The organism is Streptomyces ambofaciens ATCC 23877, from assembly GCF_001267885.1.
In the GTDB taxonomy this organism is placed as follows: domain Bacteria; phylum Actinomycetota; class Actinomycetes; order Streptomycetales; family Streptomycetaceae; genus Streptomyces; species Streptomyces ambofaciens.
In genome coordinates this window covers 5,725,557-5,737,749 of sequence record NZ_CP012382.1, presented here as the reverse complement: position 1 = coordinate 5,737,749, position 12,193 = coordinate 5,725,557, and the positions used below count along the sequence as shown (strand labels likewise).

The following is a 12,193-nucleotide window of genomic DNA, read 5'->3' as shown; positions in this document are numbered from 1 at the left end:
GGGGGCCTGCGAAGCTGGGCCTCATGCCGGTCTCCTCCCGTCGCCGCCCGCTCACCGCCCTCGTCGGGCTGTCCGTCCTCCTGTTCGCGCTGATCACCTGGCAGGTCCTCGCCGACGGCCCGCTGGTCGGGGTGGACGAGCGGCTGAGCAGGGCGCTGATCCACCCCGACCGGCTCTCCGAGCTGCTGGCCGACCTGGGCAACGTGCAGGTGGCCCTTCCCGTCCTCGCCCTCGCCCTCGCGTACGTCGCGTGGCGGGGGCGGGCCGGGGGCCGGGACCGCTGGTGGCTGCCGCCCCTCGCCGGGGCCCTGGCGATGGTCCTGGTGCCGGCGCTGGTGGCCCCGCTGAAGGAGTGGACCGACCGCCCCGGGACCCCGGCCGTGCCTGTGGCCGTCGGCTACTACCCCTCGGGACACACCGCCACCGCGGTCGTCGCGTACGGCGCGGCGACGCTGCTCCTCCTCGGGCTGCTGCGTTCGCCGGCCGTCCGCCGCGTGCTCGTCGCCTGCTGCATGCTCCTCGTGCTCGGTGCCTCCTACGGGCTGGTGCGCCGGGGCTACCACTGGCCGCTGGACGTGCTGGCCAGCTGGTGCCTGGGGGCGGTGCTGCTGGCCGGGGTGTGCCGGGCGGCGGACCGGGCCCGGCGCCCGGTCACCCGAAGTACGCGTCGAAGTTCTTCTGGAACTCCCAGTTCGCGTAGCGGTCCCAGTTGATCGACCACGTCATCAGGCCGCGCAGGGCCGGCCAGGTGCCGTGGGTCGCGTACGAGCCGCAGTCGGTCTTCCGGGTCAGGCAGTTCAGGGCCTTGGTGACCTCGGCCGGCGAGACGTGGCCGTTGCCGGCGCTGGTCGAGGCCGGCATGCCGATCGCGACCTGGTCCGCGCGCAGCGGCGGGAAGACCTTGCCGGCGTCGCCCGCGACCGGGAAGCCGGTGAGCAGCATGTCCGTCATGGCGATGTGGAAGTCGGCGCCGCCCATGGAGTGGTACTGGTTGTCGAGGCCCATGATCGGGCCCGAGTTGTAGTCCTGGACGTGCAGCAGGGTCAGGTCGTCGCGCAGGGCGTGGATGACCGGCAGGTAGGCACCGGCGCGCGGGTCCTGGCCGCCCCACTTGCCCGTGCCGTAGTACTGGTGGCCGAGCTGGACGAAGAAGGTCTCCGGGGCCATCGTCAGGACGAAGTCCTCGCCGTACCTGGCCTTGAGGGTCTTCAGCGCGGAGATCAGGTGGACGATCACCGGCGTCTTCGGGTTCCGGAAGTCGGTGTCGTCGGCGTTCAGGGACAGGGAGTGGCCCTCGAAGTCGATGTCGAGGCCGTCGAGGCCGTACTCGTCGATGATCTTCGAGACGGAGGAGACGAAGGTGTCGCGGGCCGCGGCGGTGGTGAGCCGCACCTGCCCGTTCTGGCCGCCGATGGAGATCAGGACCTTCTTGCCGGCCGCCTGCTTGGCCTTGATCGCGGCCTTGAACTCGGCGTCGCTCTCCACGTTCGGGCACTCCGTGACCGGGCAGCGCTCGAAGCGGATGTCGCCGGAGGTCACCGAGGTCGGCTCGCCGAAGGCCAGGTCGATGACGTCCCAGCTGTCGGGCACGTCGGCCATGCGCGTGTAGCCGGAGCCGTTGGCGAAACTCGCGTGCAGGTAGCCGACCAGGGCGTGGGCCGGGAGGCCGGAACCGCCGCCGCCCGGGCCCGCCGTGGTGGTCGCCGTGACCGTGGCCGACCGCGCGGACTCGCCCGCGTCGTTGACCGCGGCGACCTGGAAGGCGTAGGCGGTCGAGGGGGTCAGGCCGGTGAGGGTGGTGGAGGTGCCGGTGACGGTGCGGACCCTGGTGCCGTCGCGGTAGACGGCGTAGCCCATGGCGCCCGGGACGGGTGACCAGGACAGGTCGACGCCGGAGGAGGTGACGGAGCCGGCCGTCAGACCGCCGGGGGCCGCCGGGGGCCCGCCCGTCTCGCCGGCCGGGCCGGTCAGCGAGATGTCGTCGGCGTGGTAGGCGCCGGTGCCGTACCAGCCGTGGGTGTAGATCGTGACCCGCGTGGTGGACGGACCGGTGCGGAAGGTGGTCGTCAGCCGCTGCCAGTCGGGGGCCGACTGGGCCCAGGCGGAGACGTCGGTGGTGCCGGTGCCGCTCGCGCCGAGGTACACGTAGGCGCCGCGGACGTGGCCGGTCAGCGTGTACGAGGAGTCCGGCTTCACGGTCACCGTCTGCGCGCAGCGGGCGTTGTCGGCGCCGGCCGGGGTGGCCCTCAGGGCGGCGGCGCCGCTGCGCACGGGTGAGCTCACGGTCGCGCCCGCCGTGCAGGTCCAGCCGTCCAGACCGGTCTCGAAGCCGCCGTTCCTCGCGAGGTCCGCGTCGGCCGCACGGGCGGCCGACGAGAGCGCGGTCGTGCCGGACGCGGCGAGTGCCGCGGCGGTGAGCAGCGTGACGAGGGTGCGACGGGCGCGAGGTCTGGAGCGTTCCACAAGTGCCTCCGGACATGGGGGAGATGGGGAGGGTGGAGCGCGCCCAACTTGGTCCAGACCAATTCGCTTGTCAACCCCCGCCGTCGCTCACCCTCCGCCCTCCTCCCCCGCCAGAGCCGCCGCCGCCTCGTGCATCGCCAGCTCGAGGAGCGCGGGATCGGTGAGGGTGCCCGCCCCGTCGGGCGGGACGAGCCAGCGGGTTCCGCCGGACGACGGACCCCCCGGGTACGGCACCACGATCCAGGTGCCGAGCCCGGCCGTCCGGACGCCGGTGCCCACCCAGCGGGCCGCGGTGCCGGCCGGCACGAAGAAGCCCGTGCGCGCGTCGCCGAAGTCGGCGAGCACCGGGCCGGGCCGGTCCAGGACGCGGGTGAGCACGTCGAGGGTCGGATAGCCGAGCCTGCTCGGCAGGATGAGCACGTCCCAGGCCTTGCCGGCGGGCAGCAGCGCGACCCCCAGGGGGTTGCGCTCCCATTCCCGCCGACAGGACTCCGGATCCGGTGCGACGGATGCCAGCCACGCGACCGCCGTCTTCGCACCAGGCATGTGAAGACCTCCCTCTCGCTCGTGGACGCGGGTGCGTCACGAGGGAGAGGGAGGTCCCCCGGCGGGCATTACGCGGGTCGCGGCGACTCGTTCAGGTGAACCGGGTCACACGGGCGGTGGCGCGGCCGGGCTAGCTGTCGAAGCCGAGCCCCAGCCGGTCCATCGTCCGCAGCCAGAGGTTGCGCCGCCCGCCGTGCGCGTCGGCGCGGGCCAGCGACCACTTGGTGAGCGCGATCCCGGTCCAGGCGAAGGGCTCGGGCGGGAACGGCAGCGGCTTCCTGCGCACCATCTCCAGTTCGGTGCGCTCGGTGCGCTCCCCCGCGAGCAGGTCGAGCATCACCTCGGCGCCGAACCGGGTGGCCCCGACGCCGAGGCCGGTGTACCCGGCCGCGTAGGCCACCTTGCCCTGGTGGGCGGTGCCGAAGAACGCCGAGAAGCGCGAGCAGGTGTCGATCGCGCCGCCCCAGGCGTGCGTGAAGCGGACGCCCTCCAACTGCGGGAAGCACGTGAAGAAGTGCCCGGCCAGCTTGGCGTAGGTCTCCGGGCGGTCGTCGTACTCGGCGCGCACCCGGCCGCCGTACGGGTAGATCGCGTCGTAGCCGCCCCACAGGATCCGGTTGTCGGCGGAGAGGCGGAAGTAGTGGAACTGGTTGGCGCTGTCGCCGAGGCCCTGCCGGTTCTTCCAGCCGATCGAGGCCAGTTGCGCGGCGGTCAGCGGCTCGGTCATCAGGGCGTAGTCGTAGACCGGGACGGTGTACGAGCGCACCCGCTTGACCAGGTTCGGGAAGACGTTGGTGCCGAGCGCGACCGCGCGGGCACGGACCCCGCCGTAGGGGGTGCGCACGGCCATACCGGCGCCCAGGGGCCTCAGGGTGAGCGCCGGGGTGTTCTCGTAGACGCGGACGCCGAGTTCCAGGCAGGCCCGCTTGAGGCCCCAGACGAGCTTGGCGGGGTCGAGCATGGCCACGCCCCGGCGGTCGTGCAGTCCCGCCCGGAACGTGGGTGAGTCGACCTGCGCCCTGACGGCCTCGGCGTCCAGGTACTCGACACCGTCGGCGAGGCCCTTGTCGCGGATCTCCTCGTACCACTCCCTGAGCTCCCGGGCCTGGTACTCCTCGGTCGCGACGTCGATCTCGCCGGTGCGTTCGAAGTCGCAGTCGAGGGAGTGGCGGGCGACCGCCGCCTCGATCGCGTCGAGGTTGCGGGCGCCCAGCTCCTCCAGCCGGTGGATCTCGTCCGGCCAGCGGGTGAGGCCGTTGGCCAGGCCGTGGGTGAGGGAGGCGGCGCAGAACCCTCCGTTGCGGCCCGAGGCGGCCCAGCCCACCTCGCGGCCCTCCAGCAGCACCACGTCCCGCCCCGGGTCGCGCTCCTTGGCGATCAGCGCGGTCCACAGTCCGCTGTAGCCGCCGCCGACGACCAGCAGGTCGCAGCTCTCGGGGCCGGTGAGGGCGGGCCGGGGGCGGGGGCGGCCGGGGTCGTCCAGCCAGTACGGGACCGGCTGGGCGTCGGAGAGGGATTTCGTCCAGTCGTTGCTGCGGCTCATGGCGCTCGGGGCCATGATTTCAACTCCCTACGAATGCGGTGCTCAGTGCATTACGCCGTGCGGCGCTTTCGGCGGCTGCCGATGACCATGGAGGTCAGGACGAAGAGTACGGCGATGACGAACATGGCCGTACCGACGACGTTGATCTGAACGGGCGTTCCGCGCTGGGCCGATCCCCAGACGAACATGGGGAAGGTGACGGTGGAACCCGCGTTGAAATTGGTGATGATGAAATCGTCGAAGGAGAGCGCGAAGGCGAGCAGCGCGCCGGCGGCGATTCCGGGGGCGGCGATGGGCAGCGTGACCCGGACGAAGGTCTGGACGGGTCCGGCGTAGAGGTCCTGCGCCGCCTGCTCCAGCCTCGGGTCCATCGACAGCACGCGTGCCTTGACGGCCGTCACGACGAAGCTGAGACAGAACATGATGTGGGCGATGAGCACCGTCCAGAAGCCCAGCTGAGCACCCATGTTGAGGAACAGGGTGAGCAGCGAGGCGGCCATCACGACCTCGGGCATCGCCATCGGCAGGAAGATCAGCGAGTTGATGGCGCCGCGCGCGCGGAAGCGGTAGCGGACCAGCGCGAAGGCGATCGCGGTGCCCAGCGCGGTGGCGCCGAGCATCGCCCAGAAGGCGATCTGGAGACTCAGCGAGAGGGAGCCGCACAGTCCCGCGACGCCGCACGGATCCTTCCAGGCGTCCGTGGAGAACTGCTGCCACTCGTAGTTGAAGCGCCCGTTCGGCTTGTTGAAGGAGAAGACCGTGACAATGAGGTTGGGCAGCAGGAGATAAGCGAGCGTGAAGAGGCCCGCTATGACGACCAGATTGCGCTTGAACCAGTTGACGAAGGCCATTCAGACCAGATCCTCCGTGCCGGACTTTCGGATGTAGACGGTCACCATGGCGAGAATCGCGGCCATCAGGATGAAGGAGAGCGCCGCCGCCGTCGGATAGTCCAGCACCCGCAGGAACTGGGACTGGATCACGTTGCCGATCATGCCGGTGTCGGCCGAGCCCAGCAGGGACGCGTTGACGTAGTCGCCGGTCGCCGGGATGAAGGTGAGCAGCGTCCCGGAGACGACACCGGGCATCGACAGCGGGAAGGTGACCTTCCGGAACACCGTCGACGGTTTCGCGTACAGATCCCCCGCGGCTTCGTGCAGCCGGCCGTCGATGCGCTCCAGTGACGTGTACAGCGGAAGGATCATGAACGGCAGGAAGTTGTACGTCAGACCGCAGACCACCGCGAGCGGCGTGGCCAGGACGCGGTCGCCGGCCGTCCAGCCGAGCCAGCTGGTGACGTCCAGGACGTGCAGCGTGTTCAGCACGCCGACGACCGGGCCGCCGTCCGCGAGGATCGTCTTCCAGGCCAGGGTGCGGATCAGGAAGCTGGTGAAGAACGGGGCGATCACCAGGATCATGATCAGGTTCCGCCAGCGGCCCGCCCGGAAGGCGATCAGGTAGGCGAGCGGATAGCCCAGCAGCAGGCAGAGCACGGTGGCGGAGGCCGCGTAGGCGACCGAGCGCAGGAACTGGGGCCAGTACTCGGACAGCGCGTCCCAGTAGGTCACGAAGTGCCAGGTGACCTTGTAGCCCTCCTCCAGCGAGCCCGTCTGCACGGACGTGGAGGCCTGGTAGATCATCGGCGCCGCGAAGAACACGACGAGCCACAGGATGCCGGGCAGCAGCAGCCAGTACGGCGTCCAGCGGCCCCGCTTGCGCGGGGGCCTCTTCCGCGGTGCGGGCGGGGAGAGCGGTGGCGGTGCCTCGGTGAGGGTGGACATCAGGCGGCCTCGCCCTCGGTCACGTCCGCGTCGCCCGTCGTCCCCGCGAGCACGGACTGGTCGGCGTCCAGGCCGAAGGTGTGCGCCGGGTTCCAGTGCAGGACGACCTCGGCGCCGGGTACCAGCCGGGCGTCGCGGTCGATGTTCTGGGCGTAGACCTCGAACTCGGGGCAGGCCGCGCAGTCCACGACGTACTGCGTGGAGACGCCGATGAAGCTGGTGCCGCTGATCCTGCCGGTGATGCGGTTGCGTCCCTCGGGTATGGACCCGGCCTCGTCGGCGTGGGTGAGGCTGATCTTCTCCGGGCGCACGCCCACCAGTACCTTGCCGCCGGCCCGGGCCGGCGCGGAACAGCGGTCGGCGGGCAGGACCAGCTTGTCGCCGGCCGCCCGCACCACGACGTCGTCGCCGCTGCGGCCGTCGACCTCGGCCTCGACGAGGTTGGAGGTGCCGAGGAAGTTGGCCACGAAGGTGGTCCGCGGGTTCTCGTAGAGGTCGGCGGGAGCGCCGAGCTGCTCGACCCGTCCTCCGTTCATCACGGCGACCTGGTCGGCCATGGTCATGGCCTCCTCCTGGTCGTGCGTGACGTGCACGAAGGTGATGCCGACCTCGGTCTGGATGCGCTTGAGCTCCAGCTGCATCTGGCGGCGCAGCTTGAGGTCGAGCGCGCCGAGCGGTTCGTCGAGGAGCAGCACCTTGGGGTGGTTGATCAGGGCGCGGGCGACCGCGACGCGCTGCTGCTGGCCGCCGGAGAGCTGGTGCGGCTTCTTGCGCGCCTGCTCACCGAGCTGGACGAGGTCCAGCATCTCCTCGACCTGCTTCTTCACGCTCTTGATGCCGCGTCGGCGCAGGCCGAAGGCGACGTTCTCGAAGATGTCGAGGTGCGGGAAGAGGGCGTAGGACTGGAAGACCGTGTTCACCGGCCGCTTGTACGGCGGGAGCGCGGTCACGTCCTGGTCGCCGAGGTGGACGGTGCCGGCGCTCGGCTCCTCCAGTCCCGCGATCATGCGCAGGGTGGTGGTCTTGCCGCAGCCGGAGGCGCCGAGCAGGGCGAAGAAGGAGCCCTGCGGCACGGTCAGGTCGAGCGGGTGCACGGCGGTGAAGGAGCCGTAGGTCTTGCTGATGCCGGAGAGGCGGACGTCCCCGCCGTGCTCCGTCGCGTCTGTCTGCGTCTTCATCGTCGTCATCACGCCCCAGTGAGCTTCGCGAACTTCTCTTCGTAGGCGGTCTCTTCCTTCGGGCTCAGGGAGCGGAAGGCACGGGACTTCGCCTGCATGGCCTTGTCGGGGAGGATCAGCGGGTTGTTCGCCGCGTCCTCGTCGATCTTCGCGAGCTCGTCCTTGACGCCGTCCACGGGACAGACGTAGTTGATGTAGGCGGCGAGCTGCGCGGCCGGTCCCGGCTCGTAGTAGTAGTCGATGAGCCGCTCGGCGTTGGTCTTGTGCCGGGCCTTGTTGGGGACCAGCATGTTGTCGCTGGACGTGATGTATCCGCTGTCCGGGATGAGGAAGTCGACGTCCGGGTTGTCCGCCTTGAGCTGGACGACGTCGCCGGCCCAGGCCAGGCAGGCCGCGAAGTCGCCCTTGCTGATGTCGGACGTGTAGTCGTTGCCCGTGAAGCGGCGGATCTGGCCGCGGTCGACGCCCTTCTGGAGGCGGGCGATCGCGGCGTCGTAGTCGTCGTCGGTGAAGCGCCCCGGGTCCTTGCCCATGTCGAGCAGCACCATCCCGACGGTGTCGCGCATCTCGGTCAGGAAGCCGACGCGGCCCTTGAGCTTCGGGTTGTCGAGGAGGTCGGAGACCGTCCTCACCTCGACGCCGTCCAGCGCCTTCTTGTTGTAGGCGATGACGGTCGAGATGCCCTGCCAGGGGTAGGAGTAGGCACGGCCGGGGTCCCAGTCCGGGTCGCGGAACTGCGGGGACAGGTTGGCGAAGGCGTGCGGCAGGTGGGACGGGTCCAGCTTCTGGACCCAGCCGAGGCGGATCAGGCGGGCGGCCAGCCAGTCGGTGAGGACGATGATGTCGCGGCCGGTCTCCTGGCCCGCGGCCAGCTGCGGCTGGATCTTGCCGAAGAACTCGTTGTTGTCGTTGATGTCCTCGGTGTACCTGACCCTGACGCCGGTGCGTTCGGTGAACGCGTCCAGCGTCGGGTGCCGTTCGCCGCCGTCGTCGACGTCCATGTACTCGGTCCAGTTGGAGAAGGAGACCTCCTTCTCCGCCTCGGACCGGTCCTCGGAGGAGAGGCCGCCCTCGCTCTTGCCGGCCGGGGGGATGCCGCAGGCGCTCAGCGCCCCGAGGCCGCCGACCGCCAGCGCGCCGCCCGTGGAGGCGCGCAGCAGTGAGCGGCGGGTGAGGGCGGCCCTGCCGCTGGTGAAACTGCGCCGCATGGCGGCCGCTCGGGCCGGGGACAGGCGGTCGGGCTCGTACTGCTCCATGCGCGTGGTTGCCCTTTCGGGTGGTCGGCCGTGGTCGGCGGCCTGGCGTGATGGCTATCGGTCCCCAAAGACGGTGCGGTGCCAGTCCTTGGCCGCCACCGCGGTGTTGTCGAACATGACGTGCTTGACCTGCGTGTACTCCTCGAAGGAGTAGGCGGACATGTCCTTGCCGAAGCCGGACGCCTTGTATCCGCCGTGCGGCATCTCGCTGATGATCGGGATGTGGTCGTTGATCCACACACAGCCCGCCTTGATCTCGCGGGTGGCCCGGTTGGCCCGGTACACGTCCCGGCTCCAGGCGGAGGCGGCGAGCCCGTACGGGGTGTCGTTGGCGAGCCGGATGCCCTCGTCGTCGGTGTCGAAGGGCAGGACGACCAGGACCGGCCCGAAGATCTCGGACTGGACCACCTCACTGTCCTGGGCCGCGTCGGCGATCAGGGTGGGCCGGTAGTAGGCGCCGTCCTCCAGGTCTCCCCGCGGTGCCTCGCCGCCGCACACCACGCGCGCGTAGGAGCGGGACCGTTCGACGAAGCTGGCGACGCGGTCCCGCTGGACGTGGCTGACCAGGGGGCCGAGGTCGGTGCCGGGGGCGAAGGGGTCGCCGACGCGGACGGTGTCCATGAGGGCGGCGGTCTTCTCGACGAACGCCTCGTACAGGGGCCGCTGCACGTACGCGCGGGTGGCGGCGGTGCAGTCCTGGCCGGTGTTGATGAGGGCGCCCGCGACCGCGCCGTGGACGGCGGCGTCCAGGTCGGCGTCGTCGAAGACGAGGAAGGGCGCCTTGCCGCCGAGCTCCAGGTGCAGGCGCTTGACGGTGGCGGTGGCGACCTCGGCGACGCGCCGGCCGACCGCGGTGGAACCGGTGAAGGAGGTCATCGCCACGTCCGGGTGCCCGACGAGGTGCTCACCGGCCTCCCGTCCGGTGCCGCTGACGATGTTGATCACACCGTCCGGGATGCCGGCCTCGGTGGCGGCCTGGGCGAACATCAGGGAGGTCAGCGGGGTGATCTCGGCGGGCTTCAGCACGACGGTGTTGCCCGCGGCGATCGCCGGGAGGATCTTCCAGGCGGCCATCTGGAGGGGGTAGTTCCAGGGCGCGACGGAGCCCACGACGCCGATCGGCTCGCGCCGCACGTACGAGGTGTGGTCGCCGGAGTACTCCCCCGCCGACTGGCCCTGGAGGTGCCGGGCGGCGCCGGCGAAGAAGGCCGCGTTGTCGATCGTGCCCGGTACGTCGAACTCACGGGTCAGCTTCAGCGGCTTCCCGCACTGGAGGGACTCCGCGCGGGCGAACTCCTCGGCGCGCTCGGCGAGCACCGCGGAGAACCGGTGCAGGGCGTCGGAGCGCTCACCCGGGGTGGCGGCCGCCCAGCCGGGGAACGCCTCCCGTGCGGCGGCCACGGCCGCGTCGACGTCCTCGGGACCGGCCAGGTCGTAGGTCAGCACGTCCTCACCGGTCGCCGGGTCGACGACGGTGTGCGTGCGTCCGGAGGTGCCCTTCGTCAGACGGCCCGCGATGTACTGGGCCCCGTCCGCGAAGCGGTCCTGGGCCGGGAATCGGTCCGGGGTGGCGTTGCCCGGGTTGTGCATGTCGGCTCTCCTCGGTCTCCCCTGTGACGGGGACCGGCGTGGCTCAGGCTCGATGTGAGTGCCGATCCTGACAGAGCACTAGGCCTCCAACAAGTGATTCCGTTGTTGCCATTTGGTTACGCGACGGAATCTGTCGACCAGGTGTCGAGTCGCCACGGAAAAGGACGGACGGACTGTCAGTGGCGCGTGCCAGACTCGCGTGTATGGAGAGGGCTACGGGGGCGGGGGGCCGCGAGGCGGTGGAGAGCATCGACAGCAGGGAAGCGCTGCTCAGGCGGGTCCGGGCGGGCGAGAGGACCAGGTATCTCTGCTTCTGGGGGCACCGGCCGCGTCCGGACGGCCGGATCGGGGCGAGCTGTCTGAGCCAGTGGTGGCCGTCGCCGTTCACCGTGGCCGGGGTGGAGTACGCGACGGCCGAGCACTGGATGATGGCGGGCAAGGCCCGGCTCTTCGAGGACACCGAGGCCGAGCGCCGGGCGGTGGCCGCGGGGCATCCCGCCGAGGCCAAGAAGGCCGGGCGACTGGTGCGCGGCTTCGACGAGGCGGTGTGGGAGCGGGAGCGGTTCCGAATCGTCGTGGAGGGCAGCGTGCACAAGTTCGCCTCGGACCCGGCGCTGCGCGCGTTCCTGCTGGACACGGGTGAGCGTGTGCTGGTGGAGGCCAGCCCCGTGGACCGGGTGTGGGGCATCGGCCTGGCCGCGGACGACGAGGCGGCGACGGACCCGGAGCGGTGGCGGGGGGCGAATCTGCTGGGGTTCGCGCTGATGGCGGCGCGGAAGCGGCTGCGCGAGACCGGCTGACACCGGGGACGAGGCGACGACGCGAAGACCGGCCGACACCGGGTGAAGTGACGCGAAGACCGGCCGACCCCGGGGTGAAGCGGCGCGAAGACCGGCCGACACCGGGCAGGAGCAACCGCGCGAACGTCGGCCGACACCGGGGACGCGCCCGCCCCGCGAACGATCCGCCGACACCGGGGACGCGCCCGCCCCGCGAACGATCCGCCGACACCGGGGACGCACCCGCCGCGCGGAGCCGACCGGCGCCCTGGGCCGAAGCGACGGCACGAAGACCGCCGGACGGCGGTCGCGCGGCGTCGGCTCGCGCTCGTGGCGAACCGGCCGGCGCCCGTGGGATCCGCCTCGCGGGCGCCGGCGTCGTCAGCCCTGGGGCTGCGCGGCCACGGAGACCGCCGCCGGACGCGGGGCGCCGTAGTAGGGGTCCTCGTACTCCGAGTCGTCGTTGATCGCGGCGACGATCGCGACGGCGATCACGGCCATCACGGCGATGCCGAGGACGATGCCGATGATCCCCATGATGAAGCCGGCCTGGGCCTGCCCGTGGTTGTTGGCCTCGCCGCGCTCGGCCCTGCGCCGCCCCTTGACCCCGAAGACCACGGCGAGGATGCCGAGCACCAGCGAGACCACGCCGTACGCGCAGAACATGCAGCAGGCCAGGATGCCCAGCACCATCGCGGCGGTGCCCATGCCGTTCTGCGGCGGCATCGGGGCCCCGGGCCAGCCGTAGCCCTGGGGGTAAGCCGGGTAGCCGTACCCCCCTGGGTACCCCGGACCGCCCGGCGCGACGGGCGGGGGCGGCACCGCGCCGTCGGGCGGGGGAAATCCGGCCGCGGGCATCGAGACGACCGTGGCCTGGTCGTGCACGGACGGCGGCGGCTGCCAGGGCGGTGCGCCACCGGTGGCGGGCCCGGCGGGCTGCTGCGGGGGCGCCGTCGCGGCGTCCCGGCCCTTGTCCAGGGACGGCCCGCTCTCCGGTGGCGCCCAAGGGTCACGGGCGCCGTTCGCGTCCCCGCCCGGCTGTGTCGCGTCGGTCATC

11 protein-coding genes are annotated in these 12,193 nt (G+C 71.4%); 2 read left to right on the top strand and 9 right to left on the bottom strand.

Annotation, left to right across the window (positions count from 1 at the left end):
• Positions 1-23: 23 nt before the first annotated feature.
• On the top strand, positions 24-713 hold the full coding sequence (locus SAM23877_RS25660; RefSeq protein WP_053137841.1) for a phosphatase PAP2 family protein: 690 nt from the start codon (positions 24-26) through the stop codon (positions 711-713).
• On the opposite strand, the gene SAM23877_RS25655 is transcribed toward SAM23877_RS25660, so the two are convergent.
• From SAM23877_RS25655 to SAM23877_RS25620, 8 genes are all read right to left on the bottom strand, one after another.
• On the bottom strand, positions 652-2,463 hold the full coding sequence (locus SAM23877_RS25655) for a chitinase (RefSeq protein WP_053137837.1): 1,812 nt from the start codon (positions 2,461-2,463) through the stop codon (positions 652-654). The genes SAM23877_RS25660 and SAM23877_RS25655 overlap by 62 nt on opposite strands.
• An 87-nt stretch (positions 2,464-2,550) precedes the next feature.
• A complete protein-coding gene (locus tag SAM23877_RS25650; RefSeq protein WP_053137834.1) occupies positions 2,551-3,009 on the bottom strand; it encodes a hypothetical protein in 459 nt (152 codons plus the stop codon).
• A 130-nt stretch (positions 3,010-3,139) separates the two neighbouring features.
• Positions 3,140-4,567, bottom strand: coding sequence for an NAD(P)/FAD-dependent oxidoreductase (locus SAM23877_RS25645; RefSeq protein WP_053137832.1), 1,428 nt, complete (start codon positions 4,565-4,567; stop codon positions 3,140-3,142).
• 35 nt (positions 4,568-4,602) lie between these two features.
• The gene (locus tag SAM23877_RS25640) at positions 4,603-5,403 is read right to left on the bottom strand and encodes an ABC transporter permease (protein WP_053137829.1); all 801 of its coding nucleotides are present in this window, start codon (positions 5,401-5,403) and stop codon (positions 4,603-4,605) included.
• Positions 5,404-6,333, bottom strand: a complete 930-nt coding sequence (locus tag SAM23877_RS25635; RefSeq protein ID WP_053137826.1) for an ABC transporter permease — start codon at positions 6,331-6,333, stop codon at positions 5,404-5,406. It abuts the gene before it with no gap.
• Complete coding sequence (locus SAM23877_RS25630) at positions 6,333-7,520, bottom strand: ABC transporter ATP-binding protein (RefSeq protein WP_053137822.1); 1,188 nt, start codon at positions 7,518-7,520, stop codon at positions 6,333-6,335. The genes SAM23877_RS25635 and SAM23877_RS25630 overlap by 1 nt, the downstream gene beginning before the upstream one ends.
• Complete coding sequence (locus SAM23877_RS25625) at positions 7,520-8,767, bottom strand: polyamine ABC transporter substrate-binding protein (protein ID WP_053137819.1); 1,248 nt, start codon at positions 8,765-8,767, stop codon at positions 7,520-7,522. Before SAM23877_RS25625 ends, SAM23877_RS25630 begins: the two co-directional genes overlap by 1 nt.
• 54 nt (positions 8,768-8,821) lie before the next feature.
• Positions 8,822-10,357, bottom strand: a complete 1,536-nt coding sequence (locus SAM23877_RS25620) for a gamma-aminobutyraldehyde dehydrogenase (protein ID WP_053137816.1) — start codon at positions 10,355-10,357, stop codon at positions 8,822-8,824.
• Between the two features lie 203 nt (positions 10,358-10,560).
• On the opposite strand from SAM23877_RS25620, the gene SAM23877_RS25615 reads away from it, so the two are divergent.
• Complete coding sequence (locus SAM23877_RS25615) at positions 10,561-11,157, top strand: riboflavin biosynthesis intermediates N-glycosidase (RefSeq protein WP_162492129.1); 597 nt, start codon at positions 10,561-10,563, stop codon at positions 11,155-11,157.
• A 360-nt stretch (positions 11,158-11,517) separates the two neighbouring features.
• Here the strand turns inward: SAM23877_RS25615 and SAM23877_RS25610 are convergent, their stop codons facing one another.
• Positions 11,518-12,192 (bottom strand): DUF4190 domain-containing protein, encoded by a 675-nt coding sequence (locus SAM23877_RS25610; RefSeq protein ID WP_053137810.1) that lies wholly within the window; start codon positions 12,190-12,192, stop codon positions 11,518-11,520.
• Between the last annotated feature and the right edge of the window lies 1 nt (position 12,193).